General features: G+C 43.1%; 24 protein-coding genes. 5 read left to right on the forward strand and 19 right to left on the reverse strand.

The features are described 5' to 3' along the window. Position 1 precedes the first annotated feature (1 nt). A complete protein-coding gene (locus tag NSS82_RS17845) occupies positions 2–355 on the reverse strand; it encodes a VOC family protein (protein WP_036677380.1) in 354 nt (117 codons plus the stop codon). A 191-nt stretch (positions 356–546) separates the two neighbouring features. Between NSS82_RS17845 and NSS82_RS17850 the strand changes: the two genes are divergently transcribed. Continuing rightward, positions 547–1,863, forward strand: coding sequence for a TrkH family potassium uptake protein (locus tag NSS82_RS17850; RefSeq protein WP_036677378.1), 1,317 nt, complete (start codon positions 547–549; stop codon positions 1,861–1,863). Positions 1,864–1,920: 57 nt separating this feature from the next. Here the strand turns inward: NSS82_RS17850 and NSS82_RS17855 are convergent, their stop codons facing one another. Beyond that, positions 1,921–2,196 carry a hypothetical protein gene (locus NSS82_RS17855; protein WP_038571400.1) on the reverse strand — a complete coding sequence of 92 codons (276 nt, stop codon included), beginning with the start codon at positions 2,194–2,196 and terminating at the stop codon, positions 1,921–1,923. Positions 2,197–2,374: 178 nt separating this feature from the next. On the opposite strand from NSS82_RS17855, the gene NSS82_RS17860 reads away from it, so the two are divergent. The 3 genes from NSS82_RS17860 to NSS82_RS17870 all read left to right on the forward strand — a co-directional run bounded on the left by NSS82_RS17860 (position 2,375) and on the right by NSS82_RS17870 (position 5,291). After that, positions 2,375–3,607 carry an aminopeptidase gene (locus NSS82_RS17860; protein ID WP_076273245.1) on the forward strand — a complete coding sequence of 411 codons (1,233 nt, stop codon included), beginning with the start codon at positions 2,375–2,377 and terminating at the stop codon, positions 3,605–3,607. Between the two features lie 44 nt (positions 3,608–3,651). After that, positions 3,652–4,881: an aminopeptidase gene (locus tag NSS82_RS17865; protein ID WP_076143602.1), complete on the forward strand. Its 1,230-nt coding sequence runs from the start codon at positions 3,652–3,654 to the stop codon at positions 4,879–4,881. Between the two features lie 227 nt (positions 4,882–5,108). After that, positions 5,109–5,291, forward strand: coding sequence for a hypothetical protein (locus NSS82_RS17870; RefSeq protein WP_036676895.1), 183 nt, complete (start codon positions 5,109–5,111; stop codon positions 5,289–5,291). Positions 5,292–5,365: 74 nt separating this feature from the next. On the opposite strand, the gene NSS82_RS17875 is transcribed toward NSS82_RS17870, so the two are convergent. The 10 genes from NSS82_RS17875 to NSS82_RS17920 form a co-directional block, all read right to left on the reverse strand. Continuing rightward, positions 5,366–6,058, reverse strand: coding sequence for an AlkZ-related protein (locus tag NSS82_RS17875; RefSeq protein ID WP_036676892.1), 693 nt, complete (start codon positions 6,056–6,058; stop codon positions 5,366–5,368). Positions 6,059–6,083: 25 nt separating this feature from the next. Further along, the gene (locus tag NSS82_RS17880; RefSeq protein ID WP_076273246.1) at positions 6,084–6,656 is read right to left on the reverse strand and encodes a TetR/AcrR family transcriptional regulator; all 573 of its coding nucleotides are present in this window, start codon (positions 6,654–6,656) and stop codon (positions 6,084–6,086) included. Further along, positions 6,657–7,373, reverse strand: coding sequence for an MBL fold metallo-hydrolase (locus tag NSS82_RS17885; RefSeq protein WP_036676887.1), 717 nt, complete (start codon positions 7,371–7,373; stop codon positions 6,657–6,659). Between the two features lie 105 nt (positions 7,374–7,478). Next, positions 7,479–7,946 carry a DUF6773 family protein gene (locus NSS82_RS17890; RefSeq protein ID WP_076273247.1) on the reverse strand — a complete coding sequence of 156 codons (468 nt, stop codon included), beginning with the start codon at positions 7,944–7,946 and terminating at the stop codon, positions 7,479–7,481. A gap of 2 nt (positions 7,947–7,948) precedes the next feature. Then, entirely contained in the window at positions 7,949–8,152 is a 204-nt protein-coding gene (locus tag NSS82_RS17895) for a helix-turn-helix transcriptional regulator (protein ID WP_036676881.1), read from the reverse strand. 1,095 nt (positions 8,153–9,247) lie between these two features. Further along, positions 9,248–9,850 (reverse strand): nitroreductase family protein, encoded by a 603-nt coding sequence (locus NSS82_RS17900; RefSeq protein WP_076099095.1) that lies wholly within the window; start codon positions 9,848–9,850, stop codon positions 9,248–9,250. Positions 9,851–10,001: 151 nt separating this feature from the next. Next, on the reverse strand, positions 10,002–10,778 hold the full coding sequence (gene pstB, locus NSS82_RS17905) for a phosphate ABC transporter ATP-binding protein PstB (RefSeq protein WP_036687516.1): 777 nt from the start codon (positions 10,776–10,778) through the stop codon (positions 10,002–10,004). A gap of 38 nt (positions 10,779–10,816) precedes the next feature. Further along, positions 10,817–11,713, reverse strand: a complete 897-nt coding sequence (gene pstA, locus NSS82_RS17910; RefSeq protein ID WP_036687518.1) for a phosphate ABC transporter permease PstA — start codon at positions 11,711–11,713, stop codon at positions 10,817–10,819. After that, positions 11,710–12,612, reverse strand: coding sequence for a phosphate ABC transporter permease subunit PstC (gene pstC, locus NSS82_RS17915; RefSeq protein WP_036687519.1), 903 nt, complete (start codon positions 12,610–12,612; stop codon positions 11,710–11,712). Before pstC ends, pstA begins: the two co-directional genes overlap by 4 nt. A 90-nt stretch (positions 12,613–12,702) precedes the next feature. Beyond that, on the reverse strand, positions 12,703–13,638 hold the full coding sequence (locus NSS82_RS17920) for a phosphate ABC transporter substrate-binding protein PstS family protein (RefSeq protein ID WP_076126671.1): 936 nt from the start codon (positions 13,636–13,638) through the stop codon (positions 12,703–12,705). 328 nt (positions 13,639–13,966) lie between these two features. Between NSS82_RS17920 and NSS82_RS17925 the strand changes: the two genes are divergently transcribed. Continuing rightward, complete coding sequence (locus NSS82_RS17925; protein ID WP_036687523.1) at positions 13,967–14,857, forward strand: LysR family transcriptional regulator; 891 nt, start codon at positions 13,967–13,969, stop codon at positions 14,855–14,857. 54 nt (positions 14,858–14,911) lie between these two features. Here the strand turns inward: NSS82_RS17925 and NSS82_RS17930 are convergent, their stop codons facing one another. The 7 genes from NSS82_RS17930 to NSS82_RS17960 all read right to left on the reverse strand — a co-directional run bounded on the left by NSS82_RS17930 (position 14,912) and on the right by NSS82_RS17960 (position 24,005). Next, positions 14,912–15,901, reverse strand: a complete 990-nt coding sequence (locus NSS82_RS17930; RefSeq protein ID WP_076273248.1) for a substrate-binding domain-containing protein — start codon at positions 15,899–15,901, stop codon at positions 14,912–14,914. Then, positions 15,898–17,682 carry a cache domain-containing sensor histidine kinase gene (locus tag NSS82_RS17935; RefSeq protein ID WP_076273249.1) on the reverse strand — a complete coding sequence of 595 codons (1,785 nt, stop codon included), beginning with the start codon at positions 17,680–17,682 and terminating at the stop codon, positions 15,898–15,900. The genes NSS82_RS17930 and NSS82_RS17935 overlap by 4 nt, the downstream gene beginning before the upstream one ends. Continuing rightward, a complete protein-coding gene (locus NSS82_RS17940) occupies positions 17,679–19,289 on the reverse strand; it encodes a response regulator (RefSeq protein ID WP_076273250.1) in 1,611 nt (536 codons plus the stop codon). Before NSS82_RS17940 ends, NSS82_RS17935 begins: the two co-directional genes overlap by 4 nt. A gap of 80 nt (positions 19,290–19,369) precedes the next feature. Further along, positions 19,370–20,350, reverse strand: a complete 981-nt coding sequence (locus NSS82_RS17945; RefSeq protein ID WP_076273251.1) for an ABC transporter substrate-binding protein — start codon at positions 20,348–20,350, stop codon at positions 19,370–19,372. Positions 20,351–20,410: 60 nt separating this feature from the next. Further along, on the reverse strand, positions 20,411–21,403 hold the full coding sequence (locus NSS82_RS17950; protein ID WP_051491519.1) for an ABC transporter permease: 993 nt from the start codon (positions 21,401–21,403) through the stop codon (positions 20,411–20,413). A gap of 32 nt (positions 21,404–21,435) precedes the next feature. After that, a complete protein-coding gene (locus NSS82_RS17955) occupies positions 21,436–22,935 on the reverse strand; it encodes a sugar ABC transporter ATP-binding protein (RefSeq protein ID WP_076273252.1) in 1,500 nt (499 codons plus the stop codon). Positions 22,936–23,159: 224 nt separating this feature from the next. After that, the gene (locus NSS82_RS17960) at positions 23,160–24,005 is read right to left on the reverse strand and encodes a class I SAM-dependent methyltransferase (protein WP_076099090.1); all 846 of its coding nucleotides are present in this window, start codon (positions 24,003–24,005) and stop codon (positions 23,160–23,162) included. Between the last annotated feature and the right edge of the window lie 5 nt (positions 24,006–24,010).

The following is a 24,010-nucleotide window of genomic DNA, read 5'->3' on the forward strand; positions in this document are numbered from 1 at the left end:
CTTAACAACGACAGACCATAATCACATTTCCATCGGGATCTTTAAAATTAAACCAATGATCATGTTCGATATCCGTCAGAATCTCTCCTCCGTTGGCCTTTACATAATCATAAGCAGCATCAATGTCCTCGGTGTTTAGATGAAACGAAGGGATGTTTAGAACAGATTCAGCGGTGTAAATCTTACTGTCCAAAACGATGCCCGGTCCCTGCATAGGGACTACATATAAATGGCCGAATAATACCTCTCCATCTAGTGGCAGTCCAAGCAATTGGCAATACCATTGTTTAGATTTCTCAATATCCTTTACCGGAATAAAAACAGCACCAATCTGATTCAGAATCGGACTTATCATCATTAAGAAAGCCTCCTCTTTAAAGTTGACGGATAGGGTGTTATTCTAGAATAATTCGATAAAATATGTCAATTACCTCCCTCCATTTAGGGAAGGGCTGGTAAGTTGTGTTATAATTCTGTGAGCATTACTCCAATATCACGTACGTCAGGAGAATTACATTGGCTAACCTGAACTTCGGTGGTTTTAAAATGACCCCGCCCAAAGTTTTATCACTAGGATTCTTAATCCTTATCACTGCCGGGACCTTTCTGCTTAGTCTCCCGGTCTCCTCAACATCCGGACAAATATCCTTTATCGATGCCTTGTTTATGGCGACTTCAGCCACATGTGTTACAGGTCTTGCAGTCATTGATACGGGAACTCAGCTAACTACCTTCGGACAAGTTGTTCTACTCATTTTATTTCAAATCGGAGGATTAGGCTTTGTAACGATGGCTACTTTGATTACCTTGGTCCTTAATAAACGGATATCCTTGAAAGAGCGAATCCTTTTGCAAGAATCTATGAACCAAAATTCGATGCAGGGAATTGTACTCTTAATCCGTAGAGTCCTGATCTATTCTCTTGTTATTCAGCTGTCGGGTGCCGTGTTGTTTGCTGGAAGGTTTATGATGGATATGCCCTTTGGGAAAGCAGCATATTATGGGATTTTTCATAGTATATCTATCTTTAATAATGCAGGCTTTGATCTCTTCGGTGATATTCATGGACCCTTTAGCGGACTTACTCGTTTTGTAAATGATCCCATTGTTAACTTCACCTCAATGAGCCTCATATTTCTTGGAGGGATTGGTTTTATCGTTCTGTCTGATCTTATGGACTTTCCTAAACGCAGAAGACTCACTCTTCATTCAAAGGTTGTTCTTTGGACTTCTCTTATATTGATTATTATTGGTGCGGGGCTGTTTTTCTTACTGGAGTATAATTCTACGCTGAAGCCCTTGAGTGCAAGCGGAAAGTTTTGGGCGACCTTTTTACAAGCGGTAACTCCGCGATCTGGTGGTGTCACCACCATTGAAGTTCCACTTTTACGGCAATCCACACAATTTCTGATGATTCTATTGATGTTTATCGGAGCTGCACCTGGGTCGACGGGTGGAGGAATTAAGATCACTACATTCGCCGTACTGGTTACTGCGGTAGCTGCACGATTACGGGGGAAAGAAGATATTGTAATGTTTCGCCACCGGATCGCTAAAGAAAATGTATATAGAGCCCTTACCATCACATTAATGTCTCTTATGCTGCTTGTCATCGCTACGATGTTATTATCCTTGACCGAGAGCGCTGAATTTCTAACTGTACTTTTTGAAGCTGTATCTGCTTTTGGAACCTCAGGCTTATCTATGGGCCTTACTCCGGAACTGACTACGGCAGGAAAGGTTCTAGTGATTATCCTGATGTTTATGGGCCGGACCGGACCACTTACACTTGCTTATGCTTTGAAACCAAAAGGTAGTAAAGAACTGTATCGTTACCCAGAAGGTAAGATAACGATTGGATAGTCATGATATGGCCAGCGGCTACCAGATAATGCCGCTGGCGTCATATCAATAATAGTATTATTCTTCCACGATTTCTTGTTGATCAAGTGCCGCATCCAGCAACTGATTGTACACATCATCGTCATTCTCCAGCAATGCATCCGTTTCTAAGAACTGTTCCTCGCTCCCAGGCTCACCCGCAAAGCTTAGACTGTAATCCCATTCCGTTCCTCTTGTACTGAAGAAAGTAATTTCATATGGAGCCTTATGATTTTCGAGAGTGAATACAGTCCTCCCTACATAACTTTTATCTTCTTTACGGCTCATTTCAGCACTTACGATCTCTAAATTCATCCACTTATCTTCCTTCCTATCATCAAATCAGCTACCCTTTCAGTATATCATTGAAATGATTGTAATTCCTTCTCTTTGCTCTGTAAATTCCACGTAATTGACTTTTTTCATCCGGCGGTTAATAATTTAGTACAATGCTTGTAAAGTACTAAACTATTAGTAAATGGAGGAAATTACAATGACTGATTTTCAGGCTAAGCTTAGTAAATATGCAGATTTAGCTGTACAAATAGGTGTTAATGTTCAACCCGGGCAAATTCTAGTGGTGAATGCACCGATTCTTGCCGCTGATTTCGTACGTCTAATTACCGCTAAGGCATATACCATCGGAGCAAGTTTAGTTAAGGTGAACTGGAGTGATGCGAGCATTACACGCCAACAGTTTGAACACGCTGCGCCAGAGGTATTCACTCAGCCTCCTACTTGGTACGCAGGTGAAATGACTGAATTCGCCGAAAAAGGTGCGGCTATCCTTAACGTGATCGCTGAAGATCCTGATGCACTTAAAGGTATTGATCCAGTACGTATCTCCAATTTTCAAAAAGTACGTGGAGCTGCCCTCACCAAATATCGTGAAATGCAAATGTCCGACAAAGTTAGCTGGAGTATTGTAGCTGTTCCTTGTCAAGCTTGGGCGGATAAAGTGTTCCCTGAGGTTCCAGCCGAAGAACGTGTAGATAAACTCTGGGAAGCCATTTTCCACACCGTGCGTCTTGACCGTGAAGATCCAGTAGCTGCATGGCAGGAGCATCTCGACACCTTAGAACAAAAAGCAAATGTACTCAATGCAAAAAAATATAAAAAGCTGCATTACATAGCACCTGGCACTGACCTTAGCATCGAGCTTCCTGAAGGCCATATCTGGGCACAAGGAGACAGCATTAATGCAAAAGGTCATTCTTTTGTAGCCAATATGCCTACCGAAGAAGTCTTCACTGCACCACTAAAAACTGGTGTTAATGGCACTGTAAGAAGCACAAAGCCACTTAGTCATGGCGGCAACATCATCGATGGCTTCTCTATTAGCTTTGAGAACGGCCGTATTGTAAGTGTTACTGCTGAGCAAGGTCAAGAAGCGCTAGAGCACCTCATTAGTATGGATGAAGGAGCGAAATACTTAGGGGAAGTTGCCTTGGTTCCTCATAAATCCCCTATTTCTGAATCCAACATTCTTTATTACAACACATTGTTTGACGAAAATGCTTCTAATCACCTTGCTATAGGTATGGCTTATGCCTTCTGTTTAGAAGGCGGTAAAGATATGAATCCAGAGCAGTTAATTGAGCATGGCCTCAACAATAGTGTAACCCATGTGGATTTCATGATCGGGTCAGCTGAGATGAACATTTACGGGATAACTGCTGATGGAACTGAAGAACCTGTCTTCCTGAATGGAAACTGGGCGTTCTAATTTAAGCACACAAGAGATACAGGATATTGGGAGGAATAGAAACTATGTTGGATTTCAAGCAAAAGCTGGAGAATTACGCATTGCTGGCCGTGAAGATTGGCGTTAATATTCAACCGGGTCAGACACTCGTTGTGAATGCAGATATTGTATCCGCAGAGCTTGTGCGACTTGTGGTTCGTAAAGCCTATGAAGCCGGCGCGAGACTTGTAAAGGTGAATTATAGTGATGAAGTTGTATTACGTACACGATATGATCTTGCTCCATCCGATTCCTTCCTGGAGCCGCCGCAGTGGCAAGCCGATGAATTAGAGGATCTTGCTAAAAAGGGAGCGGCATTTCTAACCATTATCTCTGCTGACCCGGATCTTTTAAAAGGCGTTGAACCTGGAAGAATTGCCGATAATCAGCGTATCTCTGGGCAGACCCTAGCGCCATATCGTGAGTACTTAATGGGAAATCATGCGAGCTGGAGCGGTCTTGCCTTCCCATCAGCCTCTTGGGCTGCAAAAGTGTTCCCTGACGCTCCATCCGAGCAGCAGGTTGAACTGTTATGGGATGCCATCTTTAAAGCCACACGTGCGGATCAGGACGATCCTATTGAAGCATGGAGCCGCCATTTAGATGGACTCAAAACTCGTTGCTCTTCCTTGAATGAAAGTAAGTTTCGCAAGCTGCACTATACAGCACCTGGTACAGATTTAACTATTGAGTTGCCGGAAGGACACATCTGGTGTCAGGCTGGAGCTGTGAACGGTAAGGGCGTCCCTTTCTTAGCCAATATTCCTACGGAAGAAGTGTTTACTGCCCCTTTGAAGTCTGGTATTAATGGTAAAGTGAGCAGCACTAAGCCACTTAGCTACGGCGGCAATCTAATCAATAACTTCACGCTGACCTTTGAGAACGGTAAAGTGATTGATTTTACTGCTGAAGAAGGCGCTGAAACTTTAGCATCACTAATCGCGCTGGATGAAGGCTCTTCCTATCTTGGCGAAGTTGCTTTGGTACCTTTCCACTCTCCGATTTCTGAGAGCGGTATTCTTTATTACACTACGTTGTATGATGAGAATGCCTCCTGTCATTTGGCTTTAGGTGCAGCTTATGCCTTCACAATTCAAGAAGGAATTACGATGACTAAGGAACAGCTGTTGGAAAAAGGAATGAATCAAAGCCATACCCATGTTGACTTTATGATGGGCTCTCCTGAAATGAATATTGACGGAATTAACGATGATGGAACAACAGTACCTATCTTCCGTAATGGGGATTGGGCTTAAGGCTTAAACAACACCCGTTAGATCCTAGATAGAACCAACTTCAAACAACCCGCTTAGCTCTCTAATTAGAGAGTAAGCGGGTTGTTTTTGTTTTAACAACAACATTTCTGGTGGTAAAATGCCCAAATTTGAATAAATGTTCAATATTCGTTCACACTATTGTTGATTTCCGTTCACAAATATGTCACAATACAATTAAGGATTGAATTTCCAAGGAGGGGATTATCATGTTGAGAGACCCAGTATCCAAAGAAGTTGACAGCATCGAAGAAGAACAGCTAGAAATTCAACCACCGGTAGATTCAAGAATTGTTGCATCTAATGCTATTAAATACACTGCCTATGTTATGCTGCTTTTTGGATTCTTGTATTTCCTGATTGCTTACTTGGCGCCTATGTTGGAACCTTAATGTGATGGATATAACTTTATTGGAAAACGCTTACGGTTAATCACTCTCTATGGAGTAGTGATTAACCGTTTTTATTAATTCCATGAGAATGCTTTGTTTGTCCAAGCTATTGCTGTAGGCGACCATACCCCGTTCATCTTCGATTGTATCCAAGCTATGGCCTCTTCTCTATCCCCTTCAAAAGCGGATAAACCGTTATCTGACATCCAGTGACTGACCGTCTCGAACGAGGTACTGCTCCAACCATTTACTTCACCTTCATCATTCAGGCGTTGCTTGATGCCTGAGATCACCATATCTAAAGATCCTTGCAGCTCAGTAACCGCGTTATCGAAGGCTGTTTTCTTTTCTTTTGCCTTCATATCAGCCTCTGCCCGAAGTTTACGTGTATCAATACCTTCATGTTCACGAACAATCTGCAGCAAGGTCACAGCTTCTTTACTAGCCAACCCATCCTTATACCGCTCTTCAATAGATTTGGTACTGCCTGCTGCTGCTACAAATGCCGGGAACCACTCCCTTGAGACCAAAATAGCCTTTTTCTTAATAAACTTTCCGTATCCTGCAAGGCCCTCACCTGGAAACTGCGCACGCCATGACCACGGATCTAAATCTGTTCCAGTATGCCAATTCTCGGGCTTAGTTAAGCCGTTTAAAGACGGGTGCCCGGGGATGAGCGCAGCAAGCGGTAAAATCCCCAATTTCGCAATAACCTCTGCTGTTTCCCCATAAGTGGTGACACTACCTTGTTCATATTCCTGACCCATTTGTTCATCATCTCCTAGATCTAATTTAATCAGATTTCATATTTCCAATTCCGGTTATAAAAGTGCTAATCAAGCGGGTTAGACTCTCGTTAGTATCGAGCGCCATACCGAATCCACCCTTTTGCTCCAATGAGGCGAATCCATGCAGGATACTCCGTAATCCCCTTACGGCATGAAGTTCTCCTTCTTCGCCTAATTGATAACTCTTCATCACCTGAATTATAAACTGCAAAATATGCTCACCAGCCGCTTCAAGCTCCGTGTTCTCCTGCTCAGGCGCTCGTAGTGTAGTCTCATACAAACCTGGTCTACTCCTAGCAAAATCCACATATGCCCGGCCCATCGCGTGTACAGCAGCATCTCCATTTAATCCTTCAGCTGCGTTCGACATGCTTGTAAATAATAACTCTAATCCGTAAATGGCGAGCCCAATCCGCAAATCCTGCAGTCCATTTATATGATTGTATAATGACGGGGAACGAACACCTAGTTTACCTGCTAATGCAGCCAAGGTAACGGCTTCTATACCTTCATCATCGGCAATTTCTGCTGCTCTAATCACTAGTGTGTGACGATCTAATCCTGCTCTAGGTGACATTTAATTACTCCTATCCTGAATCATTTGTGCCTTACGTATGGCTTTCTCCATCTCCTGCTTTGGCGCTTTAAGTAAGTTGCCGTGACCAACAGCAAGTAAAGCTGGAGATAACTCTAGAAGCTTAATCGCACTATTCAGAGCTTGAGCTTTATTCCATGTAGCCATTGCTGGAAAAGGAAACAGGGGGATGATGGTTCCAGCCACCGCAGTTCCCCGGAAGGTCTGAAGAGCATCCCCAACGATTACAGCACCGCTGCGTGAATCAAGGAAAGACATAGAGCCGGGGGTATGTCCTGGAGTGTGAATCGCTGTTAATGATCCAATGGTATCCCCTTCGTGGAGAAGGACATCTGGCTTGGTAGCTATCTTCTTCGGAACGCCTCCCTTAATAGGGGTCTGAGGTTCTCCTTCCCGAAGTGAACGATCTCCACGTAGTAATGCCGAATCTCGCTCAGAGATGTACACCTGAGCCTCTGGACGTTGCTTTTTTAGTCCATCCAGTGCCCCAATATGATCATCATGCGCATGCGTTAAGATCATACGTGTAAGCTTCTTATTTAGCTTCGCTTCAGTATCCATAATTCCTTTTAGACTAAATGGCATAGCGGCATCTATTAAAGTCAATCCATCTTTTTCCTCAATAATGTAACAATTCACTGGAAAAAAATTTGGCATCCAAGTCAACTGCAATAAATGACCTTCACGTGTTACTCTCATCCTTACCCCTCCGATAAACTAATGATATTAGCTTAAATATAAACTAATGATATTAGTTTTACAAGAGATTGTTATCTTTAATCTTTAATCTTTAATATTTAATATTTAACTCTCAATGTTCTTGTCAGCATTTTTGTTGGATTTATTAATTATGTACCACATCGCCCAAGTGATCCCTATGAAAAAAACAACCGCCCCCACGAGAGTACTCGATATATTTTTTCTAATATCCACTTCACCCGCTTCTCTAAAATCAAGCAAAAATGTTAGCGTGGCCCAAATAATCGTGCTGATAACACCCGATATTAAATGAATCTTCTTAAACCGTCTGAGTTCTCCTTCCTTACTCGGCAGCAGGTATATCCCATCTTTGACACAACGAACGGTAACATACAAGCAACCTAACAGCATAATCCCAAAAGTATCTACCCAATATTTGATGTCCCATTCCAGGATAAATAATTTTACCAAAAGGCTGATCATAAATCCCACTAACACAATCAATAATCCGTGCGTACTAAACTTCTGAATTTCTGTGATAATTCGTTCGTCTTTAATCTTTGGCCCTTTCACAACTAATCCTCCCAAAAAATATCGTTTAATGACGTATCTAACGCCTTGCAGATGGCTATGCACAGCTTAATCGTCGGGTTATAGTTACCAGCTTCAATCAGGCCGATCGTCTGCCGTGTAACCCCTACAACTTCCGCTAACTGTTCTTGGGAAAGATTCTTTTGGATCCTTGCCAGCTTTAACTTGATGTTTTTGTTCTCTCCCACTCCATAACCTCCCTTTAATGTTTGTGATGCATTCCATTTTCCACCATTGTAATCTATATCGGTCATTATGCACATTATATATTACATTTGTTTAGTGGGATCAACATTTCACTTTAGGATCGACGTGTCATGTTAGGATCCAGACTTCATTTTCCATTCCCTCTCCGTCAGGAAATACTTTCTCCCCACCGTTGGATCAAATGGTGAAGAGTGATTGTAACTGAGTCCATAGCCAGTCAGCTGCGATGCATAACTCGCCGCCTTGGATAGTATGTAAGCACACTTTTGCCAATAGTTCGGACTCAGATGACCTTATAATGCAAATTCGAGTGTTTTCTGCGGGTTATCGGACTCAATTGCAGCTATTTACTCAAAACCACACCAATTCTGCGCCTTTACAAGGAAATAAGAGCTATGGGGTCCGATACTTCTACAAAATGACTCAAAAAGCTCAAATAGCTGCAATACAGTCCGCAACATGAGGTTCTTTAGTTAGTTTAGGTTAGTTTGGGGTTAGTTCGCTTATTCGCCGTTGCATCGGACTGAGGAGTCCTTATTTCGTATATTTGCAGCTAATTGACGTGCTATCGGACCCAGTTGCAGCTATTTACTCATAACCACACCAGTTCTGCACAGTTACATGGTTATAAGAGCTATGTGGTCCGATACTTCTGCAAAATGACTCCAAAAGCTCAAATAGTTGCAATACGGTCCGATGCGGAGATCAGTAGGAAGCCCATAGAAGGTCACTAGGAGATCTCTAGAAGGTCACTAGTAAGCCCCGCAAGAGGTCACTAGGATATCACTAGGAAGCCACTAGGAGGTCAATAGGATATTACTAAGAAGTAAGTAGAAGGTTGAGCCACATCAGCAGAGGAACCAGCAGCGAAACATGATCAGCACCTAGCACCCAGTAGCCATCACCCTACTATCGCTAGTCAAAGTAACAAAAAAAAGCATCCCTAAGGATACTTTTGATCTTTCGATGCTTTTGATCTTTCGATCTTTTTGATATTTCGATCTTTTTGATATTTCGACGCTTTTTCGATGTTTATGATCTTTCCGCTTTTAATATACGAATGCCTTCGACTTTCCTTATTCCACTACGCCATTCTCTGGATAGAAGTCTACGATCTTCAGCAGCTCCGAAGCGTCTGTGCGTGGACGGCTGTCAGGTACAGTCTCCGGATATCCGGCATGGATCATGGCTACAATTTTTTCGCCGGGCTTCACACCAATTTTAGTGCGGAATTCAGGGTTGTTGATGTATGGATCAGTCTTCCAAATCGTTCCTACACCTTGTTCCCAAGCTGCGAGCTGGAAGTTCTGTACAAGTGCGGACGCTGCTGCAAAATCCTCGTCCCACTCTCTTTGCCGAGGATCTTCAGGCATCACTACGATTACTGTTAATGGAATATTCGAGATATATTCTTTACGTTTAGCAGCCACTTCTGGATCAGCTATAGCACGTTTTACAAAAGCAAATGCAGATTCAGCTAGGAATTTCGAACCTTCCCCTTGAAAAGCAATAAATCTCCACGGCTCACGCACACCATGATTCGGTGCCCATACCGCTACATTTAATAATTCCTCTAAAAGGCCTTGTGGAAGTGGATCTTTTTTAAAAAGCTTAATCGAGCGTCGTTCTTTTATAATTTCGGCCACACTATTCTGTTGAGTCTGTTGAGATTGCGTCATAAGATCCACTCCCTAATATAGTAATAATGATAATCATTATCACAAATGATACAGCATCTTTCTGCCTTTTGCAAATAATAGGCAACCATTCGAATCACAACTCTTGAATTCACAAAAAAACACCGTTCCCGAAAGAACGATGTTCACAGCTTCAGCCGAATCGGCCCATGATATATTCTTGCGTCATTTGATTCTCTGGATTGGTAAAGACTTTATCCGTCTTATCATATTCGACAAGGGAGCCTAGATAAAAGTATGCGGTATAATCAGAGATCCGAGCTGCCTGCTGCATATTATGTGTCACAATAACGATGCGAAGCTCTTCTTTCAACTCCTTGATTAGCTCCTCTACTTTACCTGTGGAGACCGGGTCTAGAGCTGATGCTGGTTCGTCCAAGAGCAGAATTTGCGGGTTAACCGACAACGCTCTAGCAATACAAAGGCGCTGCTGTTGTCCACCGGAAAGTGCAAGTGCTGAATCTTTTAAACGATCCTTTACCTCATCCCACAATGCTGCTTTGCGAAGACTGCTCTCAACAATCTCATCAAGAGCCTTTTTGCCTTTAATGCCGTGATACTTAGGTCCAAAAGCGATGTTATCGTAAATCGATTTATAGAACGGATTTGGCTTTTGCCATACCATCCCGATCTTCTGACGCAGCTTAATCACATCCGTACCCGGAGCATTAATATCCACTCCATCAATCCAGATGCTTCCTTTTGTTTTTGAGCCAGAAATTTCGTCATTCATCCGGTTCAAAGAACGAAGAAAGGTTGATTTACCGCAGCCGGATGGGCCGATCAGTGCAGTAACTGTATTTTCAGCAAATGGAAGGCTTATCCCCTTTACTGCCTCATATGTTCCGTAAAAAATACTCAGGTCTTCGGTTTGAAAAGATTCACGCACTGCTGTTGCCGACGTTCCCATCGATTACTCCTCCTACATCTCTACTTTAATTTGTATGATTAGTTCATTCTTTTTGAAGCTGTAAGCTTACGATAAATAAATCTTCCGAAATAACGTGCTGCCAGATTGAAGATTAACACCATAATTACAAGCACCGCCGAAGCTCCCGCAGCAATCTGTGCAGCATCTGGAGCTAGACCTTCACTGTTGACCTTCCAAATGTGGACAGCCAGCGTTTCCGCTGGACGGAAGGGATTCAGTGGCGAATTCGCACTAAGTGGATTCCAGTTGGTGAAATCCAATCTAGGGCTACTCATTCCTGCTGTGAACATCAACGCAGCTGCTTCCCCAAAGACACGGCCAGCGGACAAGATAGTACCTGTAATAATTGTAGGTAATGCTACCGGAAACAACACCGAGGTAACAATTTTCCACTTGGATAATCCTAGTGCAAAACCGGCCTCTTTTTGTTGTTTTGGAACACTACGAAAAGCTTGCTCCGTAATCCGCACCATCAGCGGTAGATTAAAGACCGTCAATGCCAGCGCACCGGAGATTAAGGAGAAGCCTAGATTGAAATAGTTAACAATTAGCAATAGACCAAACAAGCCGACTACGATGGAAGGGAAAGATGACAATACTTCAACAATCAAGCGAATAAAGCCGGTAATCTTACCGGGACGAGCATATTCCGCCATATAAATACCGGCACCCAGTCCAAGCGGAACTGTAATAATAAGTGTCAATACTAACAGGAATAAGGAGTTAAATAGCTGTGGTCCGATCCCTCCACCTGCACGAATCTTTTGCGGTGCGGAGAAAAGAAAATCCCAACTGATATGGCTTAAGCCTCTAAAGAGGATATATCCCAAAAGTCCAAGTAGAATGGCAACGATGAGCATCGCGAAAAATACAATAAGACTGGTGGCAATTTTATTTACGGTTCTCGGCTTCAAATTTTATTTCTCCTTTCAAGCATTCTCACAAAGAAGACAAATACGAAAGTCATCAGCATGAGAACCAGTGCCATACTCCACAGTGCATTATTGTGAGGTGAGCCCATAGTCGTGTTCCCCATACCGAGTGTGATCACACTGGTCAAGGTAGAAGCTGACTCAAAGAGTGATTTTGGCACGAATGGCGCGTTCCCGATAACCATTTGTACAGCGAGTGCTTCACCGAAAGCACGAGCCATTCCCAATACAATCCCTGTCATTATGGCAGGAAAGGTTGTTGGAATAATCACCCGCGAAATCGTCTGCCACCGGGTGGCACCAAGCGCATAGGAAGATTCTTTTAAGTTTTGCGGCAATGAAGCCAGCGCGTCTGCAGCCACGCTTGTAATCGTCGGAAGAATCATTACCGAGAGCACAAGCGCGCCTGCAGCTACCCCGATGCCTTGGCCCGGCAGGTTGTTGCGTAAAAACGGTACAATTACACTTAATCCGATGAAACCATATACTACCGAAGGAATCCCTGCCAAAAGCTCAATAACAGGTTGAAGTAATTTTTTGCCCCACCCTGGAACAATCTCAGTCATAAATAACGCAGCGCATAAGCTAAGTGGACTAGCAATCAATGCGGCAAGCAAAGTAACCAGGAAGGACCCCGAGATAAATGGAAAAGCTCCGAAGGAAGGCGTATCCGCTTCTGGCGACCACTTTGTACCGAATAGAAATTCAGAAACTGTAGCATTGCCACTTGTGAAGGTTGAAATTCCTTTAGACGCTACAAAATATACCATCGATACAATGATTGTTATCAACAGTAATACACAGAAGGACATATAAGTACGTCCAACAAAATCTTCAATATGATGTTTTTCGAATCGTGAGTTCTTTAGTTTCACCCTCAATTGCTCCCTCTTTCTAAAGTGAAAAGAGAGGCAGATGTATCCGCCTCTAATCACTTGAGATTCTAATCAATAACATTGCCTAGAATTAAATTACTTAGCGGTAACAGTTCCTGCAACGTCGCGAACAACTTGCATTTTAACAGCTGGGATGTATCCAAGTTCAACAACTTCACCAGTTTGCACTTCGTCAGTTAAGAAAAAGTCGAGGAATGCTTTTACTGTTGCGTTAGGTTCACCATTTGTGTACATATGCTCGTAAGCCCACACTGGGTATTTACCAGAAACAACATTATCAACAGATGCTTCCACACCGTCAAGACTAAGTGTTTTAATGGAATCATCCAGGTAAGAAAGAGCAAGGTATCCGATTGCCCCTGGAGTTTCACCGATCATTTTCTTAACCGTACCGGAGGAATCTTCTTGAATCGAACCTGGGATATCTTCTGTTTTGGTTCCAAGTGCAAAGCTTTCAAAGGTTGCACGAGTACCGGAGCTGCCTGGACGGTTGATGATTTGGATTTTTTGATCCGCTCCGCCTACTTCAGACCAGTTAGTGATTTTACCAGTGAAAATGTCCACCAGTTGTTGTTTAGTCAAGCTATCCACACCAGCATCAGGATGAGATACTGCTGCGATCGCTACTACTGCTACTTGATGATCTACGAGTGCTGCTGCTTTTTCTGCATCTGCATCTTTTAATTTTTCTTCTGCGAATACGTCAGAGTTTCCGATATCTACTTGTTTCTCAGCTACTTGAGTAAGACCAGTACCACTGCCACCGCCTTGAACTTGAATGTCCACGCCAGTGTTTTTATCCATGAAATTCTCTGCTACCAGCTCAACCAAGGGTTGTAATGCTGTTGAACCTGAAGCCAGAATCGAACCACTTATTTCAGCGCCGCCGCTTCCTTCGTTAGTTGCTGCAGCGTTTCCTCCTGTGTTGTTTGCCCCGCCGTTACCGCAAGCCGATAGTGCCAGTACGCTTGTTAAAGCCAAAGTCATGATCCATGATTTTTTGAATTGCATTGTTTTGTCTCCTCCTAAATGGTTTGTTAGCATGGCTCCCTGATCAGTTCATACCAAACTGGCTTCGAAAGCTTTAACATGGTGTTGTGGAGCTTGGCCCCCATATGCATGGTTACTGTAAAAGTTCATCAAACGCATATGTTATATGTTGTCCGGGACTTCTTGGCCCCTCTGACTCTTCTTATTCTAGAGCTCGTTCGTTAGAGAAACTTCTTATCTTTGTAAAGTGAACGAAAAAAATACCAATATAAAGTGTATATCTGTATAGATATAATCTATAATGGAGATATAATTTGTAATCCAACTTAGCATTATGTGGAGGAAAGTCATGAATATTATGAAATTGAACATCGTAGTTCTGATTGAAAAATATAAAAAGGTAACCGATGTAGCCGCAGAATTAGGCCTTAAACAGCCTACTGTTTCTTTTCATATGAAGAATCTGGAGGCTGAGCTCGGAACTCCTCTATTTCTTTACCGCAGCGGAAGAGTGCTGCTTACGGATGCTGGGCGAGCCCTTTATCAATACGCCCTCAAAATCGTTTCCCTCACAGCAGAAGCTGAGCGTACAGTTAAACAATTTTCTTCCCCCTCAAAAGGAACATTAGAGCTGGAAGCCAGTTTTATTCCTGCAACTTATATTTTACCTAATGTGTTAATCCAATTCATGAAACTCTATCCGGGGATTAACAACTCCTTGACGGTTCAAAGCGATGCTTTGTTACGTGAACGTCTCCGTAGTCGGGATATTCAGATGGCCATTTTACATACTTCGGATTGGCAGGACGAATCTTTTGATTTTCAGCTTATTGTCCGTGATGAACCTGTCCTAATTTTTGCACCTGGTCATCCATTTGAAGACCTAAAGAAATTAACACCTGAACTAATTGCCAATGAGCCGTGGATTCAGCATGAGCAAGGATCTTGTTTACGGGGGTATGCCGATCAATGGGCACAATTCAATCAAATCCGTTTATGGAACCGATCCGAGTTGAATTCTCCAGAAGTGATTAAGCAGCTAGTTAGCGGGAGTGACTGTGTTGGCATATGTTCTAAAGCGGCTGTTAAAGCTGAGATTGAGCTAGGCAAGCTTAGCTATGCCAACCTACCAGGGATTTTGCCTGAAAGCGGCGGGTTTGTGCTCGGCTGGCGTAAAGATCATATTTTAACACCGTTGCAGCAATCCTTTGTTGAAATAGTAACGACTCTTGATCTTTAAAAAAACAAGGAAGCTTCTAAAGCCGCAAACGGTTTTAGAAGCTTCCTTGTTCATTTATTCTATAAAAGGAAACATTAATTTCTCATTTTCACTTAAATACATATTCTCCTTCGTGATGACCACGGAGCCTGTGTCTATTATCTGTTCCACTTTTTCACCCTCAACAGCTTCAATCGCCGTCTTCACAGCTAAGTACCCCATATTAAAGGGCTTCTGCATGACCGTGCCAAGCAAAATCCCTTTTTCGAGGAGCTTCACCTCATTGCTAGAATTGTCGAACCCAAACAATTTCACTTTGTCCTGAAATCCCATATCCATAATCGCCTCCCCAGCACCTAGTGTAGAAGGTTCATTAAGACCGATTATTCCCTTTAAATTTGGCTCGTCCTTTAGCAAATCAATAGTTAACTGATACGCTTTTCGCACGGAACCATCACTGTATAATGTAGGCTGCACATCATGAACTCCATTTTCTAAAAGGGCGTCACGAGCTCCTCTTTCCCTCTCTATTGCTGTCGCAGAGCCTTGTACAAAGTTAACGATGGCGACTTTATCCTCTGGATCGATATATTTTCTTAACTCCTGCCCTGCCTTACGTCCTGCTTCATAATTATCCGTAGCAATAAAACTCTCTGATACACCACCGCTCAAGCCCGAATCTACAGTAATAAGCGTAATGCCAGCTGATTTGATCTTTTCTGCGATTGGAATGAGGCGATAATAATCCGTAGCTGATAAAATAATGGCGTCAGGCTTCTCCTTAATTGCTTGCTCCAACAGTTCTATTTGTTGATCTACATCAAGCTCTGTATCCGTTCCAACCGTGCGAACCTCTGCACCGAACTCCTTAGCCGCTGTTGCCACACCTTGTTTCATCACTTCCCAGAATTCAATACTGCTGTCGATAGTCTTGGGCACATAAATAATGGTCCTAACCTTTGCGTCAAGCTCATTTGCAAACATACGATAGGCTAATGAACCCAAAGTAACAATGAAGAGCAGCAACAGAGTATACAGGCCAATTTTTGACCGTAATGCGCTCATTGACTCTCCTCCTCATAAATTACAGGTATTCGTAAAGTGGCCGTCGTTCCTTCCTCCATCTCGCTTGTAAAAGACAAACCGTATTTCACACCGAAATACAGCTGGACACGATGGTTCACATTTGCGACACCTACACCGCTGCCAGTCTTGAAATCTGATTTTTGCAGCAGTACCTTACCCATCTGCTCTTCATCCATCCCAATACCGTCATCAATGATCTGTACGATAATATCGTTCTGTTCTTGTCTTGCCCGGATCAGAATGTGCCCTTGCTCAGGATTATGTTTTATGCCGTGATAGATCGCATTTTCAACCAAAGGCTGAAGTACCATTTTTAAAATGCTGCAGGTTAGGATATCTTCTTGTACCTCTATGGAATAAGTGAATTTATTACGATAACGCATGTTCTGAATCGTTAAATAGTGCCGAATATGCTCTAATTCTTTGGCCAGCGGAATCAATTCCTCACCCTCACCAATTGTTGAACGGAGCAGCTTGGATAGAGATGAAGTCATCTCCACCACTTCCTCCATCTTTCCTGTCTCTGCCATCCAAATAATCGAATCAAGTGTATTGTACAAAAAGTGAGGTTTAATCTGCGCTTGCAGCGCCTTCAGTTCACTGACACGCTTCATCTCTTGCTCCAAGACGATCTGCCCCATTAACTCTTTAATCTTCATGATCATAAGATTAAACGTACGAGCAAGCTTGCCGATTTCATTCGTGCTCTCAATCTCTACGCGTATGTCGAACTCTCCACGTTCCGCTTTTTTCATATTCAGCTCCAAATTCTTCAGCGGTTTGGTCAGTGCGTACGAGAGAAATATCGATATAGCCATAGCAAAAATCAAACTAATTGCTCCCCATAAGGCGGCGGTTCCTTGCATACGTTGCTTGTTCGCGACCAAATCATCCGGATAAGTGACTCCAACTATTTTCCAGCCAAAGCTGGTAGTGTCCACAGTGTACAGTTTCTGGTCATTCCCCGTGTTAACCGTAACAGATCCACTCTTGATCCCAAGGACCGTCTCCAATTGTTCGAACTTGAGCTGGGAGTAGATCAACTGCTGTTGTGGATGATAGACAAGGCTGCCTGCGGGATCGACAATAAAAACATAACCGCGCTTTCCCAGTTCGATTTGTTTACATAGATTATTAATTACACTGTAATTGAGATCTACGAGCAGTACACCTTGTTGATCCGCTTCCGTCATAGCATTCGCATTCGTGAGTTTTCGGCTGATCGAGACTACCCACCGGTATTCATCTTGAAAGATGTGCTGCACATGTGAGGAAGAAACTGCAACGTCAAGTTGATTCATAGCTTTTTGATACCAATCTTGAGCTATTAGTTCAGGAAGCGGTTTCAAAACAGCATGCTGTCGATCCGAAACAGTCATGCCATCTGAGTCTGCATATAATATAGAGGAAATATCCGAGCGGGACTGAACGACTGACCGGAGATAATGACTGGCAAGCAGTTTATTCTTAAGCGCTTCTTCTTCATCTAATTTCGAGCCTTTTATATATTTCTCTAGATCACTGCTAGTTAACACCAGAGCAGCTATGCTCTCCATATTGCCAATGTAATTCTCGATATTCAGTTTTACTTGTTCTATTAATTGTGAAGTGTAGGCTACAGAATTGTCCTTGACCGCGGCTGAGGACAGGCGATAGGAAGTATAACTCAGGACAATAGTTGTGCAGAGGATAAGAAGTGAAAAGGAGACAGCAATATTAGTATGAATACTTCGGCTGCGGAAAAAGCGCTGTGATCTCATAGAGAGAGATTCTCCTTCTGCCGGTGTCGATATTCCTTCGGTGTGCTTCCTACATTACGTTTGAAAATAACACTAAAATACTGTGGATCAGCATAACCAACTCTGGCAGCGATATCATATGTCTTCAACTGTGTGACCGTAAGGAGTTCTTTTGCTTTTTCCAAACGGAGTCGAGTCAGATATTCTATAAATGTTTCTCCGGTATGCTGTTTAAAAGTTGCACTGAAATAACTGATGCTCATAAAAATATGGCTACACAGCTCATTGAGTGAAAAGCTGTCATTACAATAATTCTCGCGAATATAAGCTTCTGCGGCTTGCATCTGAGAAGTCCGAACCGTTGTTCTCTGTTCCGATAGTTTAAGTATCAGCTCATGGCAAGTCCTCTCCAGATAATTTCTAGCTTCATCTAAAGTCTTAAGCGCAGCAACCTCTGCAAACATATTATGCGAAACAACTACTGTATTTGGGAAGCCGATGTCGACCACATAATTCATCAAAGAAACCAGCAGCTGATAGATGCTGCTACGGCAGCCTTCTATAGAGGAGGTATTACTTTTAAGCTCCTGAAACCACTTCAATAGAATTTCCGATACAGCAGAAGCTTTACCTGTCTTTAAAGCGGATATGAATTGCTTTTCCCATGAGGTGAAATGCGCCTGATCCAATCCCTTGCCAAACTCAAGATCCTGTATGGAGATAACTTTATCTATGCCTAAAAGGTAACGATATTCTATGGAGGAGACCGCTTCTTGGAAGGATAGTGGAATTTGTTGCAAAGTATTATATTTTCTACCGATGCCTATGGTTGATGACAGCTTCAAATATTTATTTAAGCTACTCTGGACTTGCTCTGCAAGAAGCTGCGTTGCTACTTCTAACGTCTCTGAATTGCCGGATCTTATCGCAGCGATTTTTCCATCTCTCGTCTGGAATACCACTCCTTCTTGCTCTTTCTCAAGCTGCTCCTGAACAATGTTAAAGGCTCCGAAACGCAGTAGCTCTGCATCAAAAGCTAGGTCCTGGCTTCGTTTCTCAAGTTCTATATCTATAACGAGCCCAAGGTACACTTGACCCTGTAACTGAATATGAAAATAACTCAATTTATTCTCGATTTCTTCGCTTTTCATTCGAGTAGTTACCAGCTGCTCCAAGAATCGTTCCCGCAGCAATGGAAGACTCTGATTAAGTTGCATACGAAGCTTAACTAAATTCGCTTTTTGTAGATGCTCTTCATCTAAATCCTGCTTCATCTTACTTAGAAATTCAGCAAACTCACGTGCATTAATCGGTTTTAATAAGTACTCAGTCACCTTCAGTGTTATGGCCTGCTTCGCATATTCGAAGTCTTCATATCCAGTGACGATAATGACCTTCATATCCCGGTACCTATCCATCACAGCTCTGGCCAATCCCAGTCCATCCATAAAAGGCATACAAATATCAGTAATAATTACGTCAGGCCGATGCTGCTCGATTGCTTCCAGTGCATCTCTGCCATTATCGAAATCACCAACCAGCTCAAACCCATATTTACTCCATGTAATCTTCTGTTTGATCCCTTCGCGAACCTCATCTTCATCATCAACCAGAATTATCTTATACATCCAACACCTCCACAACTTTAAACTTATCAGCATAAGCATAATAGAGGCCGCCTGCGTGAGGCAACCTCTATTATTAAACTCTATTCGTATAGTAGAGGTTTGATCTCATCGGAATCCATATTGTTTTTATCATACCAGTGGAACCCCGTGTCGATGTTCTTTTCAACCGCTTCCCCTTTAATCGCTTGCACAGCTGCCTTCACAGCTTGATAGCCAATACCAATGGGGTCTTGTGTAACAGCGCCAGCCACAACACCACTGCGGATAGCATCCATCAACTGCTTGCCAGAGTCAAAGCCGACGACTACGATCTTACCATTCATTTGCAATTCATTTACTGCATTAGCCACACCTACAGCAGAACCTTCGTTAGAGCCATAGATTCCTTTCAGATCCGGATTTGCCTGCATCATCGCTTTCGCAAGGTCTGTGGACTTTAACTGATCTCCACCCCCATATTGCGGCTCTAACACTTGAATATCCGGATATTTTGCTTTCATTTGTTCCAAGAAGCCATCGCGACGCTGTTGCCCTGTGCTGCTCGTTTGGTCATGTATGACAAGGCCCACTTTACCTTTCTTGCCAATCAGTTCAGCCATTTTATCTGCGGCCAAAGCAGCTGCTGCTTTATTGTTAGTCGCTGCTGTTGCTACAGGGATATCACTGTCTACACCAGAGTCGAAGCCGATGATCGGAATCTTATTTTCCTTTGCCTTTTCTAGATAAGGAATCGCAGCCTTGCTGTCTAGTGCGGCTAGCGCAATTGCTGCTGGCTTCTTGTCGAGAGCTGTTTGCAGCATCTCAATTTGTTTATCCACCTGACTCTCATTTTCTGGACCTTCGAAGGTAATCTCAACATCAAATTCCTTAGCAGCTTTCTCCGCTCCTTGCTTCACCGCTTGCCAGAATTGATGCTGGAAACCTTTTGATATGACTGGAATGTACGGTTTGTCTGAACCGGATGCACTCTTGTTACTATCATTGTTGTTACATGCACTCAGCGATGTAGTGACTAATAACAGACAGGCAAGCATGATAAACCCTCTACGACGCAGTTTCATTTGAATCTTCCCCCTCGTCATTTGCTTTGTATATCACTCCGGATGGAGATCATACCAAGTTTATTGCTTACGGCGGCGTAGAATATCAGCGTAAACCGCAATGATGATTACAACACCGACAATGACCGTCCGCCATTCCTGAGCCACGGACATAATCTGCAAGCCATTCGTCAGCACACTCATAATCAGTGCGCCAATAATCGTGCCTAGAATAGAACCTACACCTCCACTTAAGGAAGTTCCGCCAATGACCACTGCCGCAATAGCCTCTAGTTCATAACCGGTGCCCAGTGATGGCTGTGCTGAATTCAAACGTGATGCCATCAGGATACCTGCGATTCCGCTAAAGATCCCTGTAATGGAATAGATAATAATCTTCCATTTGACTGTGTTCACACCTGATAAGCGAGTAGCTTCTTCATTACTGCCAAGCGCGAAGTTGTAACGCCCAATAATCGTCTTAGACAAGATTATGCTTGCGATCATACCGAGTAATAAGAAGATAACGATGGTATTGGGTATACCGGGGATCATTTTACCCATAGCGATCTTGGCGAAGATCGGATCATCGTTGAAATAAATGGGTTTGGCTCCTGTAATGACAAGCGACAAGCCTTTGGTGACCATCATAATCGCCAGAGTGGCGATGAAGGGTGGGATGTTCATCTTCGCCACCATCAAACCGCTGATGAAGCCGCACAGTGCTCCAGCCAGAATCCCACCTACAATGCCTAACGGGACGGGCAGACCCCAGAAGGTAATAATGACTCCAACCATAACAGATGAGAATGTCATTACAGTACCCAGAGCGAGGTCGATGCCACCCGTTATAATAACAAAGGTAGCTCCAAGCGCTAATACTCCGATTACAGCTGTAGAAACTAGAATTCCGACAAGATTTGAGAATTGAAAAAAGTTACTGGAGGATAAAGAGAATACGATGACCAATATGATCAGACTTGCAAATGCCAATAATTTTTGTTTGAATCCGGATTGCCCTCCCGTTTGCTTCATACCCGCTGGCTGACTAATCTCTTTATCCGCGATCTTCATAGTCCTGACACCTCCGGTTAACTCTTGAACAGTTATGAACGTTTCGTCGCATATTTCATAATCGCCTCCTGCGATGCTTCTTCTGCGGGGAGTTCTCCTGTTATACGCCCTTCACACATAATGATAATCCGATGGCTCATTCTTAGAATCTCAGGAAGATCTGAAGAAATGATAATGATCGCCTTCCCTTGACTCGCAAGCTGATCCAGCAGCTTATAAATTTCACTTTTCGCGCCTACATCAATACCTCTTGTGGGCTCATCGAAGATGAGTACATCACAGTCTCTCGTCAACCACTTGCCGATGACCACTTTCTGCTGATTACCCCCGGACAGAAACTTAACCTTTTGACCTACACTTGGAGTTTTGGTGGCTAGCGCTTCAACATGCTGCTCCGCTGAGCTTCGCATCTCCCGCTCCTTCATCCAGCCAAATGAATTACGGAATTTATAAAAGGAGGCAATCGCATTATTCATGCTGATATCCATATCCACAAGCAGTCCGAAACGTTTACGGTCTTCGGACAAATACCCAATACCATGCTGTACCGCTTGATGTGGCTGACGTATACGAACCGATTTTCCATGGAGCATAATTTCACCTTCATCGATGGGATCGGCACCAAATACGGCACGAACAACCTCGGTGCGTCCAGCTCCCATTAAACCAGCGAAGCCCAAAATCTCACCTTTATACAGATGAAAGCTGATATCCTTGAACGCATGCCCTCTAGAAAGATTCCGAACTTCTAAGACAACTTGCTGAGTCTGTTTCGCAATCGTTGGTTTCGACGTTTGATATAATTCACGTCCAACCATCATGCTGATGATCTGATCAATCGTTATTGAATCGGTACGAACGGTATCTACATAACAACCATCGCGCATAACTGTAATGCGGTCTGTAATTCGCTTCAATTCATCCATGCGGTGAGAGATATAAATAATTCCCACACCTTTATCTCGTAGCTGCTCAATCATTCGAAATAACTCGTTAATTTCTGTATCTGTTAACGCGGCGGTTGGTTCATCCATGATCAATACCTCGGCTTGGAAAGACAAGGCTTTAGCGATTTCAACCATTTGCTGATTAGCAACGGTCAGGTCTGATACCAAAACTCTGGGATCCAGCTTCAGATTCATTTGATCAAACAAAACCTGAACTTTTCGGTTTATCTCTAAATCATCAACGAACCATTTCAGAGCTTTTCGCGGCTCTCGTCCAATGTAAATGTTCTGGGCGACCGTAAGATGAGGCATTAAATTCAATTCCTGATGGATGATACTAATTCCAAGCTCCTGTGCTTCACGGGTATTAACAATCTCCACTTCATTTCCCTTGTACCACATTTGACCAGTATCCTTGGAATAGACACCTGTCGCAATCTTCATAAGGGTAGACTTGCCAGCGCCATTTTCTCCTACTAACGCATGAACTTCCCCACGCTTCAGCTCAAATTGACATTCATTCAAAGCATGAACACCTGGGAAAAACTTGTTGATTCCCTCCATACGAAGCAACACTTCGTTCATTTTGATATCCACCTCAAATTCTTTGAGAATGCATTAACCCTTAAAGTAATCGCTTTCAATCCGGAATGTAAAATCATTGTATTCCCTATAAGTTGCCATTGTAATGGAATAATCTCCGTAAAAAAGTTTAAAATTTTATGTTTTACACAAAAAAAAGCTGAACCGAGAGCACCTCAGTTCAGCACAAATGTTATACCCTAAAAATCACATGTCAGCGATCCCTCTTACAGGCTTGCGCCATTTCCAGCCACCAATGTGAAGGTCTTAGGAATTCCCTTATCATACACGTCGGAAGATAGATTAGGTTCTTCTACTAATTGGCGGATCACTAGTCCGCTATTAGCTGCAGCGGTTACAATTTCTCCGAGTGTCCAGCGGCGCCAATACACAACACTATGCTCTTGTTCACCTGCTGGTGTACCTGTGGAAGGCAAATACTTGGAATAGGATACCTTCTTCTCTTCCAATGATGAGTCAAAATAATCTCCGTTTACTTTGTGTTTGCGTACCTTCGCAGTAGATCCCTTTGAGGAAATAAGCTTGGTCGTTACCGGATGAAAATCGCGGAGTACAAATACGCCTCCAGGAGAAAGCAATCGGCGAGCTGTTTCCATGAATAGTGTAAGGTTAGTAAAGTAATGAACAATTCCTAACTCCGCGAAGACGATGTCATATGAACCGTCAAGGACGTCTTCTGGTAGCTTAAGAATATCTGAGACGATATAGGTTAGTGGTACCCCTGCTTCTTGGGCAAGATCAGCCGCATATCGCGCATTGGCTTCCGAGAAGTCAGCAACCGTTACTTCCGCACCTAGTAATGAGAGTGCCACGGCCTTCATTCCGTTTGAGCCCATTAAATTCATCATTTTCTTCCCCTTCACCTCTCCAAAAAAAGAAAGGAGCGGGTAAAGCTTTGCACTTGGTTCCTTTATTAATTTTGCAGCTGCTTCTGACGGTGTACCAAACCGAGTTACCCAAGCGGTATAAGTATCTTCGTTCCAAAGCTCTTCGCTTGTTGGCACAGCGTTTTTTTCTGCCTGATTATTTGAATATTGATTCTGCTCTTCCATCCATT

This window comes from Paenibacillus sp. FSL H7-0735, assembly GCF_038008505.1.
Lineage (GTDB): Bacteria > Bacillota > Bacilli > Paenibacillales > Paenibacillaceae > Paenibacillus_AQ > Paenibacillus_AQ odorifer.

Excerpts from the sequence above, each read along its gene's own strand:
- NSS82_RS17875 (WP_036676892.1), bottom strand. The coding sequence starts at position 6,058 with ATGGGTCAGGAATATGAACAAGGTAGTGTCACCACTTATGGGGAAACA.
- NSS82_RS17900 (WP_076099095.1), bottom strand. The coding sequence starts at position 9,850 with ATGACGCAATCTCAACAGACTCAACAGAATAGTGTGGCCGAAATTATA.
- NSS82_RS17930 (WP_076273248.1), bottom strand. The coding sequence starts at position 15,901 with ATGAGCGCATTACGGTCAAAAATTGGCCTGTATACTCTGTTGCTGCTC.
- NSS82_RS17940 (WP_076273250.1), bottom strand. The coding sequence starts at position 19,289 with ATGTATAAGATAATTCTGGTTGATGATGAAGATGAGGTTCGCGAAGGG.
- NSS82_RS17950 (WP_051491519.1), bottom strand. The coding sequence starts at position 21,403 with ATGAAGATCGCGGATAAAGAGATTAGTCAGCCAGCGGGTATGAAGCAA.
- NSS82_RS17885 (WP_036676887.1), bottom strand. The coding sequence starts at position 7,373 with ATGAGAGTAACACGTGAAGGTCATTTATTGCAGTTGACTTGGATGCCA.
- NSS82_RS17920 (WP_076126671.1), bottom strand. The coding sequence starts at position 13,638 with ATGCAATTCAAAAAATCATGGATCATGACTTTGGCTTTAACAAGCGTA.
- NSS82_RS17860 (WP_076273245.1), top strand. The coding sequence starts at position 2,375 with ATGACTGATTTTCAGGCTAAGCTTAGTAAATATGCAGATTTAGCTGTA.
- NSS82_RS17845 (WP_036677380.1), bottom strand. The coding sequence starts at position 355 with ATGATAAGTCCGATTCTGAATCAGATTGGTGCTGTTTTTATTCCGGTA.
- NSS82_RS17925 (WP_036687523.1), top strand. The coding sequence starts at position 13,967 with ATGAATATTATGAAATTGAACATCGTAGTTCTGATTGAAAAATATAAA.
- NSS82_RS17880 (WP_076273246.1), bottom strand. The coding sequence starts at position 6,656 with ATGTCACCTAGAGCAGGATTAGATCGTCACACACTAGTGATTAGAGCA.
- NSS82_RS17850 (WP_036677378.1), top strand. The coding sequence starts at position 547 with ATGACCCCGCCCAAAGTTTTATCACTAGGATTCTTAATCCTTATCACT.
- NSS82_RS17865 (WP_076143602.1), top strand. The coding sequence starts at position 3,652 with ATGTTGGATTTCAAGCAAAAGCTGGAGAATTACGCATTGCTGGCCGTG.
- pstB (WP_036687516.1), bottom strand. The coding sequence starts at position 10,778 with ATGGGAACGTCGGCAACAGCAGTGCGTGAATCTTTTCAAACCGAAGAC.
- NSS82_RS17935 (WP_076273249.1), bottom strand. The coding sequence starts at position 17,682 with ATGAGATCACAGCGCTTTTTCCGCAGCCGAAGTATTCATACTAATATT.
- NSS82_RS17945 (WP_076273251.1), bottom strand. The coding sequence starts at position 20,350 with ATGAAACTGCGTCGTAGAGGGTTTATCATGCTTGCCTGTCTGTTATTA.
- NSS82_RS17855 (WP_038571400.1), bottom strand. The coding sequence starts at position 2,196 with ATGAATTTAGAGATCGTAAGTGCTGAAATGAGCCGTAAAGAAGATAAA.
- NSS82_RS17960 (WP_076099090.1), bottom strand. The coding sequence starts at position 24,005 with ATGGAAGAGCAGAATCAATATTCAAATAATCAGGCAGAAAAAAACGCT.
- NSS82_RS17955 (WP_076273252.1), bottom strand. The coding sequence starts at position 22,935 with ATGAACGAAGTGTTGCTTCGTATGGAGGGAATCAACAAGTTTTTCCCA.
- NSS82_RS17870 (WP_036676895.1), top strand. The coding sequence starts at position 5,109 with ATGTTGAGAGACCCAGTATCCAAAGAAGTTGACAGCATCGAAGAAGAA.